Below are 24511 nucleotides of genomic sequence, written 5' to 3'. Positions count from 1 at the left end.
CTCTTACTAATGTCCGTGGTTGTGGTCCCCACCATTGGCTGATTCGCCAAGGTCTTGGATATCTTTGGCGGTTGGCTCTGCGTTTATCATCTCAACATTCAAATCAAAGTACCTAGCAACAATATCTCTCATTATTGGAGAGGCATTGTAGGAAGTATCACCTTGGGTTAAGACAATAGAAATTGCTATTTCTGGATTATCATAAGGTGCAAAGCCTACCATCCATGCATAAGTATCATAGTCTGTTCCGTCAGGGTTTTTACCTTCTACCTCTGCTGTACCAGTTTTTATACCAATATCCATTGGAAGTTGGCTTAATACAGCATTTTTTTGAGCAACGAGTAGGGTACCGTATTTGATATCTTCAAGATATTTTTTATCCTTAATATCTATTCTCTCGTTTTCTGGCACATTTTCAAATAAAACTTCACCAGAATCGTGGTTTTTAACCTTATTTATAAGGGTGAATTTATTTAGGTAACCACCATTAGTTAGGGTAGCTATGGCCCTGTTCATCTGGATAGGTGTGTAGGAGTTTTGGCCCTGACCGATTACGATATTTAGCATATCTGTAATATCCCAAACTGCTTGGTTTAGGTAGGTATACTTGATTGTATCAGCAAGTCCGTCTCTTTGTCCTTCTGGCACCATTAGTGGATCGTAGCCTCTTTCATCGAAGAAATCGACTATGGCTTTTCTTGACCATTCACTAGGATTATCTGTAAATTTGACTATATCTGTGATATCTTGCTCATATTCATCCCTAGCTTTCTTGACTCCTTCTTTGATAAAGAGAGTTAGGTTTTTTTCTAGGTAGTCTTTGAGCATTAGCTTTGTAACTTCAACTTTCTTACCTATTGATGGGACATTACCCCTGGCTTCTTTTGGTATATTGATTTCTATACCTGTTTCTTGGTCAAGTCCTAACATTTCGCAAGCTAGCCTAATATCATTTAGTTCAAGCTTGGTTGTAAGAGTGTCACCATCTTCCGGATTTTCTCCAAGGGCTAGGGTGTAGAAATAATAGTTACAAGAATCTCTGATTGCTCCATAGAGGTTTTCCTCACCATGGGTCATTCCACTTTCAGTATAGATCAAACAAGAAAATCTCCTGTTACCTATTTCCATAAAGCCATGACAATTATTTATAGCAAGCGGGTCTAGGCCTTTTTCTAGGGCAGCAAGTGCTGTAACTAACTTAAAGGTTGAACCCGGCATTACTGCTGTTTGGGTTGCTATATTTAACATTGGTCTTGGGGCAAGTGGACCTTCGCTATCTTCTACCTGGAGGGCTTCCCAGTCGGAAGTTGAAATACCAGTTGAAAATAAGTTTGGATCGTAGTTTGGATAAGATGCAAGGGCTAAGACTTCACCTGTCTTAACATCAGAAACAACTACAGCCCCACTTTCTGCGTGAGGTGCCATCTTGAATGGTCTAAATGATCCATATTCTGATTCATAAAAGCCTGATTCTCTTAGGGCCCTAAGAACACCTTCGAGTGAATCTTCTGCCTGTTTTTGAAGCTTGGCATCAATTGATAAATAGACATCATCACCTGGCTCTGACTTGGTTTGGGAAATGGTCTCTCTCCTATTTCCAGAAGAGTCAACTGTTACAAGGGACCTGCCGTTTTTACCCTTTAGGTTATCTTGGTAGGATTCTTCTATACCTGTTTTACCAATGATTTCGTCTCTCAGATAGGCTCTTTCCTTAACATACTTATCTACTTCCTGGCTTGTGGCAATTGGTCCCATATAGCCAAGAACGTGACTTGCTAAGTTTCTATTTGGATAAGACCTGATTGGGATAGTCTCAACAACAATTCCCGATCCAGAATCAATCTTTTCCTCAATTTTTAAAACTGTGGACTCATCAAGGTTATAAACTATATTTATTGGCCTATAACCAAATGATCCTTGTCTGTTTAAAGTATTGTCAATAGTTAATATTCCAACAGCTTCAACATCATTATAGGCATCAAGTCCACTAACCTTCTTTAGGTATTCTAGGATTTTTTGTCCGTCATCTTCATTCATTAGGATATCTACAGTTTCCTTTGTAGAATTTGCCCTATCTTTGTTAGCATAATGGGTATAAAAATCTTTCTTATCTATGGTAAAGGTGTATTTCCAGTCGTCCGGATCATCTTCTGTAATATCTATATTTGGATAAATATTATTTCTTGTATTGGCATTTTGGGCCATATATTTTACATATTCTGACAAAATCAAAGGCTTTATTAGGTCATGCTCTTCAGCAAGCCTTGCTAGTTCATCTATGGCAGAACCTGCCTGCGGATTTTTAAACCTTACATCTACAGAATATTGGTTCTTATCATCCTTAGTTTCTGTTATGACTTCTGTCTCAAAGTTGGCATAAATCCCCTTGTTTTCAAGCTCTTCTATAAGCATATTTGCAGGAATTATATAGGCTCCCTTATCATCTACCATGGCTGATGACAAAACGTCTTTAATTGTAGAATTTTTTACTATTTCATAAAAATCGTCACTTGGCTTTGAATCAAGGGTGATTTTCTTGAAAACTTTATGAAGTCTCGCCTTTTTTTCAATTAGGTCTTGGTCACTCTTAATTGAGTAAGGTTCCATAGAGAGACTTCCCAAAAGCTTGTGACTGTCTAAAATCCTATAGGCAAGTAATCTTGCGTGTGAATTTTGAAGGATTGATAATAAAACAGACCTATCTTCACCAACAGATTCTAGGATTACGTCTATTGGATCGTCGTCTTTCTTGTGGCCTATATTGGCAAGTTTTTTCTCGTAATTTTTCTTATATTCAACCTTGAGTTTGCCATCTTTCTGGCTAATGTGAGCTGGCACATCTATACCCCTTTTTTTGAGGGCAAGGATAGCTGTATTTAAAGTTTCATACTTGATACCATCTTGGTCATAAGTGGAAAGCAAAAATTCTTCTATGAGGTCATTTTCAATTAACTTATGGACCACATCTTCGATTGGCATTTCTTTTTTCTTGAAATAGTCAATATCTTTTTTGTACTTAAAGGTATTTAGTTTTATATTGAAATCTTCAGTATAGTTGACCCCATCTTCTTCAAGAATATCAACTAGGTTTGAGATTAATTCTATTCTTTTATCTTCATCAAGGCTCATCAACTCATCCTTGTAGAGCTTAACTGCAAAGGAAGGTATAGATGTAGCCAAGATTTTGCCGTTTCTATCGTAGATATTGCCCCTACTTGCAAGTTCGTCAACTTCCTTTACTTTCCTATTATCGGATAAGTCCCTGTAATAATCACCCTTGGTGACCATTACATTAAAAAGTCTAAAAACTATAGCAATTATAGCAAGAACTACAACTACTTGGATGAAAATAAACCTATTTTCTTTTTTATTTTTCATAAAATCCCCTAAATTCTATAGGTTGGTATATACATTATCTTTTTGATAAGCATGTAATAAACTAAGTAGATAGCTGAATTTAAGATAGCTTCTACTAGGATTTCAAGGCCAAAATAGCCTGTAATTGAGTTTAAACTCTTTCCAAAAATATAGTAGATACCATTTACCAATAAGAAGTTAAAAACACTAGCTATAAGACAAACTATTAGACCTGTCTGCTTGTCCTTTGAGACCTTTATAAATTCTCCTGAGGAAACAACGCCTATTATATAATAGGATAAGGCCCTCACCCCTACTAGGCTTGAAAATAGAAAATCTTCAAAAAGACCAACCACAAGACCTCCAATTCTGCCAGTTTTATTTGGTAGAATTTGGGAAAGGGCTATAGTTGCTGGGATTAGGATATTTATATTTGCCCCTAGGATATCTATTTTAGCAAAAATTGAGGTTTGTAAAATAAAACTTATTAATAAAATCAAAAAGCTTTTAAATTTATTCATAAATTTCCCCCTCCTTTTGCTTTTTCTCCTTAGTTACAGGTTTTTTATCAATTGAATAAGTCGCGTCATGCTTTAATACTAGGACCCTATACAAGTGGGTGAAATCGACTGGTGACTTGATTGTAATATTTTTCCTTAGGGAATCCTCACTCATGGTCACTGTGGCAACCCTACCTATGTAGATGCCGTAAGGGTAAATTCCGCCTAGACCACTTGTTAGGAGGATGTCCTTTTCATTAATCTTGCTTTCAAGGTCTATCATAAAACCTTGTATAGTGTTTTTATTGAAAATATCAATTACACCATAGTCACCAGAGTTTGCATTTACAAAGGAAACGTCATTTTCATTTGAATTTATAGTTTCAACCCTTGCTGTAGTTTTATAAACTTCTGTGACCTTGCCGACAAGACCTGTATAAAACTTGCTATCGCCAATAGCTTGTAGAATGATGTCATTTTTTTCAATCCCATCTACAGCTCCTTTGTCAATTGTAAAATGAGTTGTCATTGAGTTTACATCTGTGTTTATAAGCTTAGCCTTGATGTACTTATTTTCTGTGCCCTTAGTAGCAATAGCTTCATCTTTTAAAAACTCTTCCCTATTTATTGTTGCTAAAAGTCTTGCATTTTCCATTACCAAAGACCTATTATCTGCCTCAAGTTTCAATACTTGCTCACGGGTTTCCTTAGATCCAATTGTCCTTTCGAGTTGCTCAATCATAGCAGATGATATAGAATAAGTCACTTTTTCAATTGGTCTTAGAATTGTGTTTGCAAGATTTGAACCTGTTTGAGAAATAGTTTCGCTTTGGCTTGAAATAAGTATAAGCAGACTTAGGCCTACAACTGTAAATATGAAAGGTTTTTTATCTTTTTTTACTCTCTTATATGCCATATTTACCTACTTACGATATTTTAAATACTTGTCTGGATTTTCTAAAATTAATCCTGCTCCTAGGATTGCATCTGTGCCAGGATCTTCTGAGCGGTAAGATTTTAATCCGATTTTCTTTTCTATATATTCAGCAAGACCTGATAACTTTGACAAGGATCCAGAAAGGGCAAAGCCATCTCTTCTAATATCAGAAGAAATTTCTGGTGGTGTCTTTTCAAGTGCCTCAAGGACCATTTCACAAACTTCGTCTGCAAAAGGAAGAATACAAGAAACTAACTCGCTAGAGCTAACACTTACAGTCTTTGGTCTAGCATCAAGAAGGTCTCTGCCGTTTACTTCCATCTGGTTATTGCCGTCTTTTATTTTTAAAGAAGCGAGTTTAATCTTGATTTCTTCTGCAGTATTTTTACCAATTTCAAGATTCTTTTCTTCCCTAAAATAATCAACAATTTTTTCATCTAGGTAGTCACCACCCTTGTTCATTGTGGCAGAAACTACGATTCCATTTAGGGAAATAACTGCAACTTGGCTTGTGCCAGCGCCCATATTTATCATTAAAATTCCCCTAGGCTCATCTGGGGAAAGGTTCATCCCATAGGCTGCTGCGAGTGATTCGTCAACTAAGATAATATCCCTGCTGCCTGCGTGGAGGGCTGCATCTTCTACTGCTCTTTTTTGTATATCTGTAATACCTGATGGTACAACAATCACAACTCTTGGTTGGATTAGGCTAAAGTTCGGATTTACCTTGTCAAAAAAGTAATTTAGCATGGCTTCTGTGAGGTTAAAGTCAGTTATAACTCCATTTTTAATTGGTTTTACAACTTGGATATCCTCGTGGGTTTTACCAAGCATATCCTTAGCCTCTTGGCCTATGGCTTCTACCTTAGTGTGATTTTCATCAAGAACCAGGCTTGAAGGCTCATTTATAATAAGGCCTTCGCCTTTTTTATATACTGAAATATTGCTAGTGCCAAGGTCTATGGCAAAGTCTGTAGCAATCATTTTAAATTTCATCCTAAACTCCTATATATAATTATCTTTTTTTAAACTTACATAAGATCCGTGGCCAATAATCAAGTGGTCAAGGACGTTGATATCAAGGATTTCCCCTGCATCTATTAGTCTGTGGGTGATTAACAAATCTGCCTTTGAAGGGCTAGGATTGCCCGATGGATGGTTGTGAGCCAAAATCATTGACTTGGCAGATTTTTTTATGGCTGGCTTAAAAACTTCCCTAGGATTAACTATGGATGAAGATAAGTCACCAATTGAAATAAGCTCCTTGGAAATAACTTCATTTTTGTTGTTAAGAAGGATTGTGTAAAAATATTCCCTGTCTCTAAGGCTTATTGTATCTTTGATATATTCATAGGCATCTTCATTTGAGCTAATCTTATATTTTTCCTTATTTAGAATATTTTCCTTAATCCTCTTGCCTAGTTGAAGGCTTGCTATAATCTTTGAAGCCTTAGCCTCTTTGATCCCATTTATTTTGGTAAGCTCTTCGACTTCTATTTCTAGAAGAGCCTCTTCGCTAAAGGTTTCAAGTATTTCTTCAGCAAGGTCAATGGCATTTTTCTTATCTGTACCAGTTGATATAATTATGGCAAGAAGCTCTTTTTCACTCAGGCTGTCGTGGCCCAACTTTATAAGTTTTTCTCTTGGCCTATCGATTAGCTTCATATCCTTGATAGTTTGTTTCATTTAAACATTTTCTCCGATGTTTATTTTTTTCATATGCTTTATAATAAAGTTTGAAGAAAGTCCTACAAAAAATCCACTAAAGGTGCCAACCAAAACTAGGGCTGGAAAATAAGTAAACATCTTGATATTTTCCATTATAATAGCTGAAACTATGATTTGTCCTAGGTTGTGGGCAAAGGCTCCTATTTCGCTTACACCGATAAAAGAAAATAAGCGGTCGTGGTATCTTAAGGCGATTGCCATTGCGATTGATGAAAGAATCGCTCCTGCTGCTGAGTAGAAAAACGAGGTCACAGCCCCTGTTATCAAGACCAGCATAAAGCTTTTTAAAAGCGCTATGGTAAGACTTGCCTTAAATCCATAAAAATAAAGACTTACTAGTATTATTATATTTGAAAGTCCGAGTTTTGCACCTGGTATTGGCACAGGAACAGGGATTTGTAGTTCAATAAGTGAAATTATTAGGGCAAGGGCCACCAAGAGGGCCATATTAGTTAAATCTTTGATATTTTTACCCATTAGTTCACCACCTTATCTATAGCATCGTCATCTTTTTTCTTATCTCCATGGCTTTCAAGTTCCAAAAACAACCTATGTGGCAGGCAAATAATTGTTTGGCCTTCCCTTTCTATAGGATGCATATGGGCACAAATCTGATCTTGACAATCAGCCTCGCTTATAAATGCTTTCTTGTTTTTAATAACAATTTTATTGTAGTGGCCACCGTAATTAACCACGTATTCTGTATCCTTATCCATAGGGAGTTTTTTAATTACTTTTCCGTCTTGTTCGACTACAAGCAAATCTCCCTCATAGCCCGTAGTCATCTTATCAATTGCAAAATTCAGGCCGAAACTTAAAAAAATCAGGCCGACAATTACAATTATATCTCCTTTTCTTATCTTCATAATAACCTCTATATCTATCTTAATATTTTATAAAATAATCATGGTTATATTATATGGTTTTTGGGCAATAAAAAAAGACCCCGAGGGGTCTTCTTTAAATTTTATTCAAATATTGTTATACATTTGTTTGGACATTTTTCTGCGGCTGTCTTTAGTAATTCTGGATCGATTTCGTCGATATTAACAGCTTTTGATAAGAAATTGTCCATTTCAAAGGCTTCTGGATAAGTCTTAGCACAGATTGTACAACCTATACAAGAATTAGAACATTTTGCCCTTGCGTCTTTGCCCTTATCATGTGATGAGCAAAGAACAGCTTGTTTTTGTTTGAATGGTACAAGGTCGATAATGTGTTTTGGACATACTTCCACACATTTTTTACAAGCCACGCACTTATCTCTATTAACCTTGGCAACACCGTTTATGATATGGATTGCATCAAATGGGCAGGCTTTTTCACATGTACCACAACCGATACAACCATAATCGCAGGCTTTTTTACCACCAAAGAGTGCGATTTGTGCCCTACAGTCTTCAAGACCTTGGTATTTATATTGGTCCTTGGCTGCTTCACAAGTTCCATTACAATGCACGAGGGCTACTTTTCTGTCATCTGCACCTGTCGCTTCAACACCCATAGCTTTTGCTACAGCTGCTGTTACACTAGCACCACCGATGGCACAAGCATTTACAGGAGCTTCTCCCTTAGCGATTGCTTCTGCAAGACCATCGCAACCAGGATATCCACAAGCACCGCAGTTAGCGCCTGGTAGGGCATCTCTGACGGCTGCTTCTTTTACTGATTTTTCTACGTGAAATTTTTGTGAAATAAAGCCTAGGGCTATCGCAAAGATAAAGCCCATTATAGCAAGTATTGCTACCGGCAATAATAAATTTTCCATTCTTACCTCCTATGCTAAACCTGCAAAGCCCATGAAGGCTATAGCCATTAGACCTAGGGTTATAAGAGACATTGGAGCTCCCTTAAATGACTCAGGTATTTTGTTATATTCGATTTTTTCTCTTAGATAAGCTAAGATCATGATTGCTATCATAAAACCAATTGATGCTGCAAAGGCATAAACTGTTGATTCAACAAGGTTGTATGATAAGTCAATTGCTTTTATAGCTACACCTAGTACAACGCAGTTTGTAGTAATAAGTGGAAGATATACACCAAGTGCGCCGTAAAGGGCTGGCATAGATTTCTTCATTACTGTTTCTACTGATTGAACAAGTGTTGCTATTACCAAGATAAAGACAACTGTCTGTAGGTATTGAACATTAAAAACTTCTAGTATGTAGTGTTGGATAAACCAAGTAATAACTGTTGCAAGTACTATAACGAAGATTACTGCATAGCCCATACCTCTTGCGGTTTCAACCTTGCTGGTTACACCGAGGGTTGGACAGATACCTAAGAATTGTCCTAATACATAGTTTGATACAAATATAGTTGCTATTATAATTTTAAATAATTCTGCCATAATAACTCCTAATTAACTTTCTTTTTTCTATTCATTATAGCATGGAAGGCTCCGAAGATAAGACCTAGGACTATAAATGATGATGCTGGTTGAAGCATGAAGCCTATGGTGTATTCTTCTGGGATAACTGGCATGCCGAAAAGTGTTCCTGATCCTAATAATTCTCTAAAGAAAGCTAGGATTGATATAGCTATTGTATAACCAAGACCTTGGCTGATACCATCTACAATTGATGGGATTGGTCCGTTTTGTGAGGCAAAACCTTCAGCACGGGCAAGGATGATACAGTTTACAACTATAAGTGGAATAAAAATACCTAGACTCTTATCGAGAGCTGGGGCATAAGCCTTTATTAGCATTTGAACTATAGTTACGAAACCTGCTATTACTACGATAAATGATGGGATTCTGATTTCATCTGAGATGAAATTACGAAGTAATGATATAACTAAGTTACTCATTACAAGTACGAATGTTACAGATACACCCATACCAACAGCATTGATTAATGATGAAGATATAGCTAGTACTGAACACATACCAACCATCTGTACTAGGACAGGGTTGTTTTTAAATATACCGTCGGTAAATATTTTTCCGTAATTTACCTTTGGTTTTTTATCTTTTTGTTTTTCCATGATATCTCCTATTCTAAGCTAGTAAGTACTTCTCTTGCAGCGTTGATACCTCTTAAGATAGTAGATGTTGAAATTGTAGCACCTGAGATGCCAACTATTTCATTTTCTCCACCTGCTGCACTTGCCTTAACTTCTTGGTCCATGTTTACTCCAACCATTCCCTGTTTGAAATAATCTTGTTCCATTTCAGCACCAAAACCTGCTGATTCTGATTGGTTTAGAGGAGCAAAACCTGTTATGTTGTGGTCTTTGTCAACACCGATTAAAAATTCAATGTCACCACCATAACCACCTGGTGAATTGATTTGGAAAACATATCCGTCACCTTCGGCACCGCTTGCCTTGTAAACTGCTTCTATAACGTCCGGTTTTTCAACATCTAGCTCTTCATAGCTATCTGCCTTATATACTACTGCCAAGCTCTCCTTAAGCTCTTCTTGTTGACGAGCTTCTATAATTGGCTTAGTCATATTGTTTGTAAAGGCAAGGGCTAGGGCTGTAACTGATGTGATTAAAAGTAATTTAAAACCTAATTTTAAACTATTATTCATTCTTAGCTCCTTTTTTTGCCTTGGCCTTACCAAAAATCCTGTCTCTAGTGTGTTTTTCTATAATTGGTACTAGGAGGTTCATTAGTAAGATTGAATAAGAAACACCTTCTGGATATCCACCCCAAAGTCTTATTACCGCTGTTAGGAATCCGCAACCAAAGGCAAATACGATTTGTCCCTTAGGAGTGATTGGGGCTGTAGTATAATCTGTTGCCATAAAGAAGGCACCAAGAATTAGACCGCCTGATAGGATATTTTTAAGTATATAATCTAGATTTACCTTATCTCCAAAAATTGCAAGGAATATGGTAGTTGTTAGTATGTATACTAGTGGAATTCTTATGTGAATTACTTTTCTAATTAATAGGTAGCAAGCACCAAGTAAAAGGGCTAGGGCACTTATTTCACCAAGACAGCCTGGAATGTGACCAATAAATAAGTCCATAATTGTGTAGGCTTTTGGATCAGATAGTGGTGTTGCCGCACTTAGCATTGATACGTCGCTAACTGTTTTTAAGGTTGCAACTCTTTCTGTTGGAACAAAGTTTGTCATGGTTGATGACCAAGATGCCATCAAGAATGCTCTTGCACCAAGTGCTGGGTTTACAATGTTTTGACCTATACCACCATAGAGCATCTTACAAATTACTATTGCGAATACTGCTCCTATTACAAGTTGCCATACTGGAAGTGTAAAAGGCACGTTGTAGGCAAGTAAGATACCTGTTACAACTGCTGATAGGTCCTTGATTGTATTTTCTTTTTTGATACATTTATTAAAGATTGTCTCAGCTAATACACAAGTGATCACAGATGCTAAGATAAGAACTAAAGCCCTATAACCAAAGTAGTAAACAGAAACAGCGCCAGCAGGTAAAAGTGCAATGATAACATCGAGCATGTCATTTGCGACTGTTCTTTTACTCCTAATATGTGGAGAAGCTGTTACTAATAATTGTTTATTATTTTCCATATTTCCCCCTATTTTCCTGCCTGTCTTATTTGTCTCTTAGCAAACTTGATAGCCTCAACTAATGGTCTTCTGGCTGGGCAAACAAATGAGCAAGAACCACACTCTATACAATCTAGTGCGCCTTCTTCGTCTGCCTTTTCGAACCTACCATCTAGGGCATGTTTGTGGATGTAGTTTGGAAGTAAGAATACTGGACATACGCTTACACACCTACCGCATCTGATACATGGTGTTGGATCTTCTATGAAGGCATCCTTGCTATCAAATACTAGGATACAGTTTGTAGCTTTTTCTACTGGTTTATTTAGGTCAGGTTGGGCTATACCACACATAGGTCCGCCGTTTATAACCTTTGCGATTTCTTCTGCACCGCCAGCTTCTTCGATAAGGTCGTTAAAACTTGTGCCGATTCTTACACGCATATTTTGTGGATTTTTAACAGTCCTACCTGTTACTGTAAGAATTCTTTCATAAAGTGGTTTTCCCATGAAAAGTGCTTCATAAATAGCATTTACAGTTGAAACGTTAGATACAACTGCTCCTACGTCCATTGGAAGACCACCTGATGGGACTTCTCTTTTGAGGATCGCATTTATAAGTCTTTTTTCATCACCTTGTGGGTATTTGGTTTCAAGGCTTACAACTTTGATTGTGCCGTCAAATTTATTTGAATTAGCAAATTCAGCTAGGGCTTGGGTCATAGTTTTATAAGCCTCTGGCTTATTATTTTCTATAGCGATTACGCCGTCTTTAGCATTTACAGCCTTCATTACTTGGATGAGTCCTTTTATTATATGTAAAGGATAATTTTTCATTATGTAGTCATCACAAGTTATGTAAGGTTCACATTCTGCCCCGTTTACTATTACAGTATCGATTGGTTTATTTGGTGAATATTTGATGTGAGCTGGGAAAGCTGCACCACCCATACCAACGATTCCTGCTTCTTTTACCTTGGCTACAATTTCTTCTGGGCTTAAGTTTACGTTTTCAAGCTCAGTATATTGAACTTCTTGGTCGAAACCTTCTGTATCGATTACTACTGCCTTACAGTTTTTGCCTGAGGCACTTTGAATATCGATTACATCTTTTACAACTCCTGCTACTGAGGAGTGGATATTTGCTGAGAAGTTACCTACTGCAGATCCTAAAAGATCTCCTACAGCAACTTCGTCATTTTTCTTTACATCGCATTTGCTTGGTGCACCTATGTGTTGGGTTAGTGGAATTGTTACAAGCTTTGGAATAGTTGCAGTATGAAGACTGCTGTTTTCTGAAAGTTCTTTGTATTCTTCCATCTTAACACCATGAGCAAATGTCACAGTATTAGCTGCCATAAATTTCTCCTTTTTTAAAAAATTTCTTCCCGATACTTCTATTATAAATTATATCGGGAAATTTCTCAATGGTTTATTTAAGATTTGCAAAAATATCTTCTATAAATACCATAAAGTTGTCAAAGGCTAATTGCTTTAAATCAGCCATTCTCTTCTCGCTAGGCAAGCCATTTTTATAAAATTTCTTATAGACATCATAATTTGCGTCGATTTTGGTCACATATTGCCTAGTTTCTTCAAAAGGAATCTTCAAAACATCCGGATTATTAGGATCGATAATTCCTTCCTTTATCCATTTGTCAACATTTCCTACCCCACCATTATAAGCTGCAAGGGCCAAGTCTCTGTTGTTGTAGTACCTATAAAGGTAATCGTAATAAGCAACTCCTAAGTCAAGATTGTATTCAACATCAGATAGCTTGTCTGGATAAAATTCTTTGCCAGTTAACTCTGCTGCATGGGATGCAGTTTCATCTAAGAGTTGCATTAGACCTTGGGCACCTTGGTGACTATGGGCATCCTTATCAAAATCTGATTCTACCTTGATTATAGCAGCTGTTAAGAGTGGGTCTACATTATATTTTTCAGAAGATTTATAAATCTCATCTTGGTAGCTTATCCTACTCCTTGATGTTTGGTAGGCTATTGTTCCATAGCAAACAACAAATAAAATTAGGATGGCAAGGAGGATAAAACCTATAAGTTTTCCAAACCATTTAATTACTTTCATAAATTTTCTCCCTTCTTAGGATATTTTTTACATTTTCCCTTAGGTCTTCGAGACTGGTGTTATTTTTTATTACAATTTCCCTGCCATCCCTTGGACCCATCATAGCTTCTTGGTTTCTGATTTTTGACTCTGCATAAAATCCGCCAATATCATCTCTTTTGGCAAGTCTTTGGGCCTGGATATTTTTATCAGTTTCAACAAATAAAACCAAATCAGCTGGAAATCTTACTGACATTTGATAGAAAAGTGGAATTTCTATAAAGATATTTTTTTCATCTGACTCTTCAATTTCTCTTTCTATTTCCCTCACAATAATTGGATGAGTTATAGCATTGAGCCTTTTCATCAAATCAGGTGCAGAAAAAATCATTTTTGCCAGGTGTTTTTTATCTAACTTACCACCATCAAAGGCCTTTCTGAAGAAGGGGTCGGCCTTAATAGCCTCATAATTTTCTCCACCTTCTTCTAAAAGTTTTTTATTAACTTCATCGGCACTTATGACCTTAAAACCAAGGTCTTTTACAATCTCGCTTACAGCTGATTTGCCAGAGCCTATTGTGCCTGTAATTACAATTTTATTTGGATTCATACATACTTTCTCCAAAACCAATATCTACCAGCAAATCTACCTTGAGATCTGCTGCATTTTCCATACATTCCTTAAGGATGTCATGTGCCTTTTCCTTATCTTCCTCGCTAGATTCTATGATTATTTCGTCGTGGATCTGGAGGATGATTTTGGCATCAAGCCCTTCTTCCTTGAGTTTTTCGTAGGTTTTTATCATGGCAATCTTTATTATATCAGCAGCTGTGCCTTGGATTGGTGTATTTAGGGCAATCCTTTCACCAAAACTTCTGACATTAAAATTTCTCGAAGATATTTCTGGTACATACCTACGTCTTTTAAATAAAGTTTCTATATAGCCTTGGTCCTTGGCAAGTTTTACCACATTATCCATGTATTCCTTGATTTGTGGGTAGGATTTTTTATACTTATCTATATAATCCTTAGCCCTTGCTCTTGGAATATTTAGGTTTTGTGATAGGCCATAGTCACTTATACCATAGATTATACCGAAATTTACCGCCTTGGCTTCTGATCTTTGAAGTTTTGTAACCTCATCAAGCGGAGTATGGAAAACTTCAGAAGCTGTCTGGGTGTGGATGTCTATGCCGTGGTTAAAGGCATCTTGCATATTTTTATCATCTGACAAACTAGCCAAAATTCTTAATTCTATTTGTGAATAGTCAGCATCGATTAAAACCTTACCCTCACCTGCCTTAAAGGCCTTTCTGATGGCCCTGCCTTCGTCAGTTTTGATTGGAAGGTTTTGAAGGTTTGGCTCTTGGCTTGATAACCTACCAGTTGAAGCAATGTTTTGCCTAAAGGTAGACCTAATCCTGCCGTCTTCATCGATGGCGTTTTCTAAGCCCTCTATATAGGTAGTACGAAGTTTGTAAGTTTCCCTATATCTTTCAATTTTTTCTATAATTGGGTGCTTATCCCTTAGCTTATCCAGAACACTAGCATCTGTAGAAAAACCTGTCTTAGTTTTCTTTATTACAGGTAGTTCCAAGTCCTTAAATAAAACTTCTCCCAATTGCTTGGTAGAATTTATATTAAATTCACTACCAGCCAGGTCATAAATATCCTGGGTTAATTCTTCTATTTGTCCATCAAGTTGGGACTTGATTTCTTCAAGGATTTTCCTATCAGTGCCAAATCCTATTATTTCCATGGAAGCGAGAACTTTTGCAAGTTTTTTCTCTATATTTTCATAAAGGTCAACCATTTCATATTCAGCTAGGTTTTTAAAGACCTTATCCTTTGCGTCCTCTATTGCGTTAACCTTGGCTGCTAGAAGTAGACTTAAGTCGTCTTGGTTGACATCAGCGTATTTTTTTATCTTGGCTCCCTTGCCAATTAAAGTCTCGTCGCTATCAAGCTCATAGGTCAAATAAGACTGGCTTAAAAGTTTCAAATCGTAAGAAGACCTGGATGGATCAATTAGATAGTGCATGAGCATGAGGTCATCATAAGGACCGATTAGGTCAATGCCAAGCTTATCCAAAAGTACCATTTCTTCCTTAATATCAAAGGAAACTTTGTTTATTGATTTATCTTCAAAAACCTCTTTTAAATCTTTGATTTTTTCAGGCTCGATTATATAAACGTCAGTATCCTTACTCTTTATAGCAAGTTTATAGATTTCAGAATGGATATAATTTTCCCCATCATAAACCGATTTAAAGAAAATTTCCTTAGTTTTTTTGCTAGAATCGATTAGGTCTTTTAAATCCTTGCTAGTCTTAAATTTGAATTCCTTACTAGCAGTCTCCGGACCACCTCCATCAAGTTCATCCAAAAATTTATTAAAATTAAGTTTGGAAAATTTCTCCCTAAGTCCTGCTATATCAGGTTCTCCAAGGGCTAGGTCGTCGTATTCAAATTCCACAGGTGCGTGGGTCACGATTGTACCTATTTTTTTGGACATATAGGCAACAGCCTCATTATTTTCGAGATTTTCTTTGGTTTTTTTGCCAGAAATATCATCGAGGTTGTCATAAAGATTTTCTATAGACCCATATTTTCTGATAAAATCTAGGGCACGCTTTTCGCCAATCCCATCAACTCCAGGAATATTATCCGACTTATCTCCCATCAAACCCTTTACATCAATAAGCTGCTTAGGAGTAATGCCATATTCTTCCTCGATTTTTTCTACAGTGTATTCTACAGTATCTGACACACCTTTTTTAGTCAGATACACTAAAATATCATCATCCACAAGCTGCAAATAATCCCTATCACCTGTGATAAGAACCGCCCTATCTCCAGCTTCCTTGGCCATTCTGGCATAAGTGCCAACTATATCATCGGCCTCAAAACCATCAAGGTCAGTATACTTAACACCCATAGAATCAAGAACGTCCTTTAAAATCCCAAACTGGTAGGAAAGCTCGTTTGGAGTCTTGTCCCTATTTGCCTTATAATCCTTGTACTCATCATTCCTAAAGGTCTTAGACGACCTATCAAAAGCAACAAGAACATAATCTGGTTTGTATTTATCAAAGGCGTTCCTATACATGGTCAAAAAACCATAAACGCCATTAGTCATAACTCCGTCATTGTTGGAAAGGTTTGGCAGGGCAAAAAAAGCCCTATAGATCAAACTCGACCCATCAATTAACATAACAGTTTTCTTCATTATATCTCCTTAACTATAAATAATAGTTTTAAAACTCTGTCCTACCTTATAGTATAACTTATATTGGAAAATTTTTAAAGAAAAAAAGGAAACATCTACGAATGTTCCCTAAAAAAAATATTAATCTTTAAACTTTTTCTTTATCTTATCAATATAATCAGTATCTACCCATTCTTCAGAATATCCGCAATCCGCACAAAGATACCTATCAACAGGAACTGCGGACTTTATAGTCATACCAACCATAATATTATTACCAGAACCATAGGCTCCAGCATGGCCAGGTATTTTGATAATTTCACTTGAACCACACTTTGGACATTTATTAGAATTTTTCATAAATTCCTCCTTAAGAAAATAATACTGGAAGTAATTTCAAATTCAAAATATATAAGAGAATATGATTGAATAAAATAAGTCAGCAAGTATAATGATTTTGAGTAAAAGGAATGTAGAATCCATAAGATTCACGTAAAAAAGCAAGGGACCATCCTTGCTTTTTTATTTGGGTTAGTTATCACTGTTGAAATGTCTGTCTAACCACTTGATGACGTAATGAGTGGTTACGCCAACCACAACAGACAGTAAAAAGGAATGCAGTATCTCCATAAGCTCACCTCCTAACTGTTATCAGTATAAATGTGTTTAGAGACAAGAAAAAAGGAAATCAGATTCATACGAATCGCAAAAAAGCAAGGTAGAGTGCCTTGCTTTTTCTTTGCCAAAATTTAAAATACTTCATACCATATATAAGCCTACTTTAATACATATTAAAGCAGGCTTTAAGAGGGTCATAAAGCAGGCTTTGTGAGGGGTACCAAAGCAGGCTTTAAGGATAATAATATAAATATGAATAATATAAAGTGAATAGGTATTCCACAAAAAATCACTTATAATTTTCAGCAAAAGGAGCTGTTGCAAATTGTGAATAACTATCGTCCCATCAGCAGAGGGTTCTCTTAGAAAATTTTTATATAGCCTGCCGGCTCATGGAGGCAAAATTTTCTAAGAGGTTCCTCGGGTGATATTAGGACGATTTATTCATTCTGCAACAGCCCCTTAATTCGCTTAGTTTTCCATTTTTTAAAACAAGAACGTGGTCAGATAAAATATCTATATCTTCCTTATTGTGGGAAGTGATAAGCATTGTTGCTCCGCTATTTCTAACGTAAGACTTAATTATTCCCCTAAGTTCTACTACTCCTTCGTGATCCATACTATTAAAGGGCTCATCAAGTAGCAAGAGTTTTGGTTTTTCCATAAGAGCTTGAGCTATACCTAGTCTTTGAAGCATGCCTAGGGAATAATTTTTTACCTTTACATCCTTATCTTGATATAAGGATACCTCTTTTAAAATCTCATCAATATCTGCCTTGGTGATTTTGTTTTTAATAGCAGCTAAGAGGTCTAGGTTTTCAAAGCCTGTTAGGTTTGGTAAAAAACCTGGATGTTCAATTAGTAAACCCAAGTCAGCTGGCATAGCCCCATTTTTTCCAACAACTGTTTTATTAACTATAATTTTACCAGAAGATGCTTTCATTAAGCCTGAAATTAACTTAAATAAAACACTCTTACCACACCCGTTTGTTCCGACAATCCCATATATTTTACCAGCTTCAAAATTATAGGAAATATTATCTATTACTTTCTTATTTCCAAAAGCTTTGGATACATTTTCTAACTTTATTAGGTCCATATTCTCCCCTCCTTACTCATTTTGATACTCTTTACTTCCCTTTGGAAGGTTAATGTCCTTATTTTCAAATATTTTAAAATTCAATATAAGCAAAATCAAATCTATACCAGTCAAAACTCCTAACCTATAAATAAATTTTATCCCACGTCCATTAATTGAACTTGCTAATGAAAAAAGGGAAAAATCCTTAATCTCATCACCAAAAAATCCCAAACTCATTCCTGCCGCAATTATTAGAAGACTTGTGTATATGACAAATACAAGGGCTTGTGGGATCCTAAATTGAATTAAAAAACCATGGACTAGGGCAAAGAAATATAGGAGCAAAGCCTCTAAACTTACTAGCTTAAATATTTCCAAAATTAAGTTATTCGTTTCAAAATTCCCCAACAAATAAATATTTGCAAATTCTTTTGTTGTTTGAGAAATATTAAATCCAAACTTTGAAGATCCTATCCCTACTATTAGGCAAAATAAACAAATACAAGCCACATAAGCTAAAAGGCTTTTAATAACTTTGGTATGTTTCACTTTATAAAATTCTTTCCTATTTGTGTACCTTGTTAGGGTGAAGAATATATTTTGTTCAACTGGGCTTTGAAGCATCAATATAAATCCTAATAAAAAGGGAAAAGTAAAATATCCGGTATAGGAGTCATTAAACATTATTAGAATTATTTCCCCAAAGTTAAAATTCCCAGACCTATATTTAAAGCTAATAAGCTGGCTAAAACTTGCAAGTATTGACCCTGTCACTAATAGATATAAAAAGATAATATAGATTTCACTTTTATTTTTTAAATCTTTATATTTCTTCATCATTTTCTATATCCTTTTTAAATTTCAATAAAGATAAAATATAGTCTAGGAAGAGACTTATAAGCAAATAGGAAATAACAAATACAGGCGTCATTCCTTGTACTCTTGACACATCAAATATTGCCATTGGCTCAAGCTTAGTAAGTCCAACAAACATCGCAAACAAAGATCCTATTGTGGCTATAATAAAAGGTCCTATCCATGCGACAAACTTATTTTTAATAAAATAAGATAAGGAAAGACCCAGGCTGCTATAACAAGCACCTACAAAGGCACAATGTAGAATTATTGCCAATATATAAAGTAAGGCAGATTTATCTGCAAGCATTTTATATGCGGATACTCCTGTCATTCCCATATAAGCATCTATATTGAGGTCTTTGGAAAAAAACACAAAGCATCCTATAAAAAATATGACCATACCAATAGCGAAGGTTATAAAAGATGTGAGAAAATTTATTATGAGATTAGAATTGAAATATTTTTTATAACCCATTCTTGCAACAAGATATTTCATTGTTCCACTCTTACTATTTTCGACATGTTGGGCGGAAAAAGGCAGGGTAGCGATTAGAGGCCCTAAAATTACAAGCAAGGACCTATCCCCATTATATCCTTGTAAAAATGTCATAACATAGTCGTGTTTAAAAAAATATTCCATGCCCTCTTCTACAAAGGCAGTTAAGGAAAAAATCATAGATAATAAAATAATGAGTATGGATAAGAAAAACTTTCTACTTCTCATTACTTTTGAAATTACATTTAACCTATAAGACATATATTCCTCCATTTATCAAAGTGCAACCTTTAAATTCTTTAAAATCTATCATTTTTAATAATAAATTTTTATTTTTTAAAAGTATTCTTACACTTTTTACATCTCTACTTATTTTAAGAGCCTTTCTATTATAATAACGAATGAGAAATAAAAATGTTACAAAACTTCATTTGAAATTTTTATAAAATTTACGATGATTATGGGAATTTTAAAAGCTGATTTAGTATGAAAAAAATTGTATCTTGAAATTAGGCAACAAAAAAGCGCTGGATATTCCAACGCTTGTTAGGTATTTGGTGCCGGTGGTGGGACTCGAACCCACACGCCCCGGAGGACAACAGATTTTGAGTCTATCTCGTCTGCCAGTTCCGACACACCGGCGTAAACTGCTTACCAATACATTATACAACAATTTATGCCCAGTGTAAATTATATTTTGTTTTTATTTCCCTATATTTTTTAGAATTATATATTTTTATCGACAAAATCCCAATCAAAATCCCAAAAATAGCCCCTGCTAGGATGTCTGTTGGGAAGTGGACATATAAATACAACCTTGAAAATGCCATCAAAACTGCCAAAATATCTGTAAATATTTTTAAAGCCTTGTTTTTATTTAGCAGGGTCACAATTGTCGCAAAAGTGAATGCATATGAAGTGTGGCCTGATGGGAAGGAATTGTCTGATAATTTGTGGACCAAAAGATCAGTGAAGTTCGCAACATCATAGGGTCTAGGCCTTGCTACTAGGTTTTTTACCAAAATATTTACCAAGATAATATTTAGAATAAAGGCTATGACCATGATTTTCCCCTGGTCTTTTAATTCTTTGGCTGCTAAAAATATAAAGATAAAGGCTATCCAAATTAGTGACAAATTGCCAGCAGATGAGATTGTCACCATAAACTTATCCAGGGGCGTTGATCTCATATTTTGAATGGCATTTAGGATATCTAATTCAAAATTCACCATCATTGAACTCCTGTGTTTGCGATTTCAAGGGTCATGTCGTGGGCCTGCTGGATTCTTTTCCTTTGATTTTCATTTACCAGGTCATAATACTTGCCGCCTTCTAAAAAGTCCTCTGTTAGGTGGTTTTTGATTGAAATTCCGTATTCATTATAATAAGTTCCTACCCAGATTGGATGTAGCTTTACATCGGCAATTTTTTTGTTGCCGCTTGTCATATCTTTTTCTAGGTCAATTTCAAGGGCTAGAGAGTGTTCGACCCTGATGTCCTTGTTGTTTTCATAATTTTGATAAGATATAAAATTACCAAGAGCATAAGCAATTAGGCCTTTTCTCCCATCTTCTGCTTGGTAAATTTCAACAGGTTCAACCACGTGTGGATGGTTTCCAATTACTAGGTCTGCTCCCCAATCTATCATTTTTCTTCCCAGGGTAATTTGAGCCTCGTTTGGCATGGATTGATACTCAATTCCCCAGTGCGGATAGACAATTACAAAGTCCGCTCCCTGGGCCTTGGCCCTACCAATATCTTTTTTTATTTGGTCTTCGTCTGATAGGTAGCCGAGATTTTCAACTTCTTCTCTTGGTACAATCAAATTTTCCCTACCATTACAACCGTAAGTATAGGCCAAAAATGCAAGTTTGACCCCCTTTACTTCCTTAAATAAAATCCTATCGGACTTGTCTTTAAATGATCCAACATAATCAAGGCCTGCTTCCTTGGCAGCTTCCATAGTTGAGAAAACTCCTTCAAGCTCTGTGTCCATAGAGTGGTTGTTGGCTGTGGAAACTATGTCAAAACCAGTTTCCTTAAGGTCTTTTAAGTAGGCTGCTGGCACATTAAATCTTGGAAAACCTGCTACTGGCAAGTCTGGATTGGTTGTTGTCTCGTAGTTTCCAATGGAAATATCAGAATCTTTTACAAAATCTTTTAAATAGGTGAATTGATCTGAAAAATCATATTCCCCACCGCCCTTATTATAGGCATACTGAATTTGTGCCATGTGGGCCATAATATCGCCAAAAGCCTTTAACTTTACCTTTTTAATTTCAGGTTTTTTCTTACTCTCCTCGGCAATTTCCTTTCTTGCCTTTTCCTCTATATCTTCCTTGCTAGCTTCTTTTTTGCTTGCCTCTTGGTTTTTCGCTTTTTCCTTTTCTTCGGCCAGTCTTTGTTCTTCTTCCTTGTGTTTTTGGTAATTATCAAGCCTAGTAATTAAATCTGTAACAGACTTGATAGAGATTTCTTCCATATCTTTATTATTTGAACAAGCCACTAGGCTAAGGGCCATAGTTAGGCTTAAGAATATTCTAAAAAATTTTTTCTTCATAAATGCTCCTTACCTATATATTTTATACTATTTAGGGAAATTATTCATCTTTTCTTTATAAAAGAATGAAAGATTTGCCAAAAATCATATAATTATAATAATTAAAGGAGTTTATATGAGTTTTAGTGATCAATTTGACATAGAAATAAGAGAAATAGACGAAGACAACCTTATTTTAAGGTGTAAAATGGAAAAAAATTTCCTAAATGAATTAAATGTCGTTCATGGCGGAGTTTTAATGACCCTTGCTGACAATGCTTCAGGCTACATTGCTTCAGCCAAAAAATACACAGCCCCAACCCTATCCATGACAACCCACTTCCTAAGGCCCCTTATGGCGACAGACTACATTTACGCCAAGGCCAAGGTCATCAAAAGGGGATCAAGGATAATCACTGTTGATTGCGAAGTCTACGGAGACGATGAAAAAACAACCGCCATAACAAGAACAGAATTTGCCATTATTAATGACAAGCTTGAAAAATCAACAACTGGCAACATGGCTTATTCAAAAGGAAAGTACAAAACATTTTGATTTTAACAAATATAATTGTAGGACAAATAAAGGATAAATAGGATTATCATGAGAAAGATTTTATTTATTATTAACTCAAAAGCTGGCAAGACAGAATTTGACATAAAAAAAGAAGATATAGAAGAAACTTTTAGGAAAGCTGGCAGACTATCTGAAATAGAAGTCGTCAATACTAGGTATAAAAACCACACCAAGTACCTAATCGACGCCTTTGACACCCTTAAATATGACGAAAAAATCGTTATAATTTGCGGTGGAGATGGGTCCTTAAATGAGCTGGTGAACGTGGCTTATGGCAAAGATATGACCCTTGGCCTTATACCAACAGGAACAGGTAATGACTTTGCCAAAAACTTTGACTATGAGTCTTTCACCCTAAATTCCCTTTTGAATTTTAAGACAAAAAAAATCGACCTAATAAAGGTCAACGACTTTTATTCTATAAACGTGACAAGCCTTGGCTTTGACACCCAGGTTTTAAAAAGGGCCTACGATTACCTTGATAAAAATCCAAAGCTCGGCAAAAAAGCCTATGGCCTCGCTGTCCTCAAGTCCTTAAATAAGATTAATTGTGAAAATTTGGAATTAAAATTAGAATTAGTTGACGGATCAAATTTTGAAATCAAGGGGGATTACCTAATCTCTGCCATATGCAATGGTGGATTTTATGGGTCTGGTTTTAACCCTGCCCCTGAGTCAAAAATTGACGACGGAGTCCTAAACCTACTTTTGGCAGATAAGATTCCCTTTATACGCTTTGTCCCACTTATAAAAAAATACAAGGAAGGTCGCCATAAGGAGAGCAAGTATATCAACGAAATCCTTGTAAAATCTGGAACAATCAAGTCTAAAAACAAATTCATTGCCAACGCCGATGGAGAAATCTTTGAGACAGACGAAATAAAATTCCAAGTTTTGCCCCAAGCCCTAAATTGGGTGATCTTTGAATAAAATTATAGAGATGAAAAAAGCTGACCCTCTTATTTTAAACAAAATTTAGGGTCAGTTTTTTACTTATAATTTTAGGAAACTTACAACATAGGTGCTAGGACCTGAGTGGCAACCCAAAACTGCAGTGACGGAAGATTCAATATAGAGGTCAGCTCCCTTAATTAAATCCCCTAATTTTTCCTTAATCTCAGCTATATCCTGGACATCTTTGCCATAGGCAAGGGCTAGGTAATAGCCATCAGTTTCAGCTAGGGCCTTGTGAGTTTCCCTAGCTATAAAATTGACTGCCCTTTTTCTTCCCATTACAGATTTGTAATTTCCTATAGTTCCCTTCTCTTCAATGGTAAGAACTGGGTTAATCCTCAAAGTCCCGCCGAGAAGACCTTCAACAGCACTTAATCTCCCACCCCTTATCATGTATTTTAAATCACTAACAGTGGCAAAAAGTCTTAGGTCTTTGATTTTTCCTTTCACATTCTTACTTATTTCATCTATGCCAAGACCTTTTGTGACTAAGCTTTTGGCATACATAACCAAAAGACCCTCGGTCATAGTAATATTTTTGCTATCAATAAGGACATAGTCCATGTCACCATCTTCCAGCGCAATCCTCATAGCATTATAAGACCCAGACAAGGCCTGGGAAACACCTATGGCAAGTATCTTTGTGTAGCCTAGTTCTTTAATAAACTTGATTTTTTCATCAAAATCATCTATAGATGGAGCTGAAGTAGAAGCATTCTCTTTATCCATTCTTTCAAAAAGTTCCACAGGACTTATTTCCACCAAGTCTTTTTTCGACTCAGTATCAAAGTTCACATACAAGGGTACAACAAAAATTCCCTCGCTTATATTTTCTTCTATATTAGATGCCGAATCTGTTAAAATAGCAATCTTTTCCATATCAATTCCTTTACTATCTTTATAATTAGCCCTCGCCAATAAATCACTTTATTCAATAAAATAATTTTAAAACCATCCATCTAGTTTTTATAACTAGATGCTCTTATTTTATCTTTAAATTTGATATTGTCAAGAAATATAAATATTAGATAGTTTTACAAATATCATATAGACATAGCTATTATTCATAATAAAAAACCAACCTCCTCCATTACGG

25 protein-coding genes and 1 tRNA gene are annotated in these 24511 nt (G+C 35.9%); 2 read left to right on the top strand and 24 right to left on the bottom strand.

Features of this window, described 5'->3' with window-relative positions:
• Positions 1–6: 6 nt before the first annotated feature.
• The 23 genes from K8P03_RS00290 to K8P03_RS00180 all read right to left on the bottom strand — a co-directional run bounded on the left by K8P03_RS00290 (position 7) and on the right by K8P03_RS00180 (position 21905).
• Positions 7–3378, bottom strand: coding sequence for a penicillin-binding transpeptidase domain-containing protein (locus K8P03_RS00290; RefSeq protein ID WP_223417508.1), 3372 nt, complete (start codon positions 3376–3378; stop codon positions 7–9).
• Between the two features lie 8 nt (positions 3379–3386).
• On the bottom strand, positions 3387–3878 hold the full coding sequence (gene mreD / locus K8P03_RS00285; protein ID WP_223417506.1) for a rod shape-determining protein MreD: 492 nt from the start codon (positions 3876–3878) through the stop codon (positions 3387–3389).
• Complete coding sequence (mreC, locus tag K8P03_RS00280; protein ID WP_223417504.1) at positions 3871–4773, bottom strand: rod shape-determining protein MreC; 903 nt, start codon at positions 4771–4773, stop codon at positions 3871–3873. Before mreC ends, mreD begins: the two co-directional genes overlap by 8 nt.
• A 6-nt stretch (positions 4774–4779) precedes the next feature.
• A complete protein-coding gene (gene mreB, locus K8P03_RS00275) occupies positions 4780–5790 on the bottom strand; it encodes a rod shape-determining protein (protein ID WP_223417502.1) in 1011 nt (336 codons plus the stop codon).
• 9 nt (positions 5791–5799) lie between these two features.
• A complete protein-coding gene (radC, locus tag K8P03_RS00270; RefSeq protein WP_223417500.1) occupies positions 5800–6480 on the bottom strand; it encodes a RadC family protein in 681 nt (226 codons plus the stop codon).
• Entirely contained in the window at positions 6481–6999 is a 519-nt protein-coding gene (locus K8P03_RS00265) for a Gx transporter family protein (protein ID WP_223417498.1), read from the bottom strand.
• The gene (locus tag K8P03_RS00260) at positions 6999–7388 is read right to left on the bottom strand and encodes a NusG domain II-containing protein (protein WP_223417496.1); all 390 of its coding nucleotides are present in this window, start codon (positions 7386–7388) and stop codon (positions 6999–7001) included. Before K8P03_RS00260 ends, K8P03_RS00265 begins: the two co-directional genes overlap by 1 nt.
• Before the next feature lie 101 nt (positions 7389–7489).
• Positions 7490–8290 carry an RnfABCDGE type electron transport complex subunit B gene (locus tag K8P03_RS00255; protein ID WP_223417495.1) on the bottom strand — a complete coding sequence of 267 codons (801 nt, stop codon included), beginning with the start codon at positions 8288–8290 and terminating at the stop codon, positions 7490–7492.
• Between the two features lie 9 nt (positions 8291–8299).
• Positions 8300–8875 carry an electron transport complex protein RnfA gene (locus K8P03_RS00250; protein WP_223417494.1) on the bottom strand — a complete coding sequence of 192 codons (576 nt, stop codon included), beginning with the start codon at positions 8873–8875 and terminating at the stop codon, positions 8300–8302.
• Between the two features lie 8 nt (positions 8876–8883).
• Positions 8884–9513: an electron transport complex subunit RsxE gene (gene rsxE, locus K8P03_RS00245; protein WP_223417493.1), complete on the bottom strand. Its 630-nt coding sequence runs from the start codon at positions 9511–9513 to the stop codon at positions 8884–8886.
• An 8-nt stretch (positions 9514–9521) separates the two neighbouring features.
• The gene (locus tag K8P03_RS00240; RefSeq protein ID WP_223417492.1) at positions 9522–10064 is read right to left on the bottom strand and encodes an FMN-binding protein; all 543 of its coding nucleotides are present in this window, start codon (positions 10062–10064) and stop codon (positions 9522–9524) included.
• Positions 10057–11037 carry an RnfABCDGE type electron transport complex subunit D gene (locus K8P03_RS00235; RefSeq protein WP_223417491.1) on the bottom strand — a complete coding sequence of 327 codons (981 nt, stop codon included), beginning with the start codon at positions 11035–11037 and terminating at the stop codon, positions 10057–10059. Before K8P03_RS00235 ends, K8P03_RS00240 begins: the two co-directional genes overlap by 8 nt.
• 8 nt (positions 11038–11045) lie before the next feature.
• Positions 11046–12374, bottom strand: a complete 1329-nt coding sequence (rsxC, locus tag K8P03_RS00230) for an electron transport complex subunit RsxC (RefSeq protein ID WP_223417490.1) — start codon at positions 12372–12374, stop codon at positions 11046–11048.
• A gap of 73 nt (positions 12375–12447) precedes the next feature.
• Positions 12448–13104, bottom strand: a complete 657-nt coding sequence (locus K8P03_RS00225) for a lytic transglycosylase domain-containing protein (RefSeq protein WP_223417489.1) — start codon at positions 13102–13104, stop codon at positions 12448–12450.
• A complete protein-coding gene (gene coaE / locus K8P03_RS00220) occupies positions 13091–13693 on the bottom strand; it encodes a dephospho-CoA kinase (RefSeq protein ID WP_223417487.1) in 603 nt (200 codons plus the stop codon). Before coaE ends, K8P03_RS00225 begins: the two co-directional genes overlap by 14 nt.
• A complete protein-coding gene (gene polA / locus K8P03_RS00215) occupies positions 13680–16313 on the bottom strand; it encodes a DNA polymerase I (RefSeq protein WP_223417485.1) in 2634 nt (877 codons plus the stop codon). Before polA ends, coaE begins: the two co-directional genes overlap by 14 nt.
• 120 nt (positions 16314–16433) lie before the next feature.
• Positions 16434–16652, bottom strand: a complete 219-nt coding sequence (locus tag K8P03_RS00210) for a hypothetical protein (RefSeq protein ID WP_223417484.1) — start codon at positions 16650–16652, stop codon at positions 16434–16436.
• A gap of 688 nt (positions 16653–17340) precedes the next feature.
• Positions 17341–18009, bottom strand: a complete 669-nt coding sequence (locus K8P03_RS00205) for an ABC transporter ATP-binding protein (protein ID WP_223417483.1) — start codon at positions 18007–18009, stop codon at positions 17341–17343.
• 12 nt (positions 18010–18021) lie between these two features.
• A complete protein-coding gene (locus K8P03_RS00200) occupies positions 18022–18831 on the bottom strand; it encodes a hypothetical protein (protein WP_223417482.1) in 810 nt (269 codons plus the stop codon).
• Positions 18815–19606 (bottom strand): hypothetical protein, encoded by a 792-nt coding sequence (locus K8P03_RS00195; RefSeq protein WP_223417481.1) that lies wholly within the window; start codon positions 19604–19606, stop codon positions 18815–18817. The genes K8P03_RS00200 and K8P03_RS00195 overlap by 17 nt, the downstream gene beginning before the upstream one ends.
• Before the next feature lie 294 nt (positions 19607–19900).
• Positions 19901–19987 (bottom strand) — tRNA-Leu (locus K8P03_RS00190).
• Positions 19988–20019: 32 nt separating this feature from the next.
• The gene (locus K8P03_RS00185; protein WP_223417480.1) at positions 20020–20577 is read right to left on the bottom strand and encodes a phosphatase PAP2 family protein; all 558 of its coding nucleotides are present in this window, start codon (positions 20575–20577) and stop codon (positions 20020–20022) included.
• Entirely contained in the window at positions 20577–21905 is a 1329-nt protein-coding gene (locus tag K8P03_RS00180) for a CapA family protein (protein WP_223417478.1), read from the bottom strand. Before K8P03_RS00180 ends, K8P03_RS00185 begins: the two co-directional genes overlap by 1 nt.
• Before the next feature lie 115 nt (positions 21906–22020).
• Here K8P03_RS00180 and K8P03_RS00175 point away from each other — a divergent pair, with 115 nt between their 5' ends.
• Together K8P03_RS00175 and K8P03_RS00170 are read left to right on the top strand one after the other, a co-directional pair.
• The gene (locus K8P03_RS00175; RefSeq protein ID WP_223417476.1) at positions 22021–22440 is read left to right on the top strand and encodes a PaaI family thioesterase; all 420 of its coding nucleotides are present in this window, start codon (positions 22021–22023) and stop codon (positions 22438–22440) included.
• 48 nt (positions 22441–22488) lie between these two features.
• Positions 22489–23391, top strand: a complete 903-nt coding sequence (locus K8P03_RS00170) for a diacylglycerol/lipid kinase family protein (protein WP_223417474.1) — start codon at positions 22489–22491, stop codon at positions 23389–23391.
• 63 nt (positions 23392–23454) lie between these two features.
• Here the strand turns inward: K8P03_RS00170 and K8P03_RS00165 are convergent, their stop codons facing one another.
• Positions 23455–24294 (bottom strand): DegV family protein, encoded by an 840-nt coding sequence (locus K8P03_RS00165; protein WP_223417473.1) that lies wholly within the window; start codon positions 24292–24294, stop codon positions 23455–23457.
• Between the last annotated feature and the right edge of the window lie 217 nt (positions 24295–24511).

It is taken from the genome of Anaerococcus murdochii (assembly GCF_019957155.1).
GTDB lineage: Bacteria > Bacillota > Clostridia > Tissierellales > Peptoniphilaceae > Anaerococcus > Anaerococcus murdochii.
Note: the sequence above shows the minus strand (reverse complement) of the source record. Positions and strands in the feature narration are given on the sequence as shown.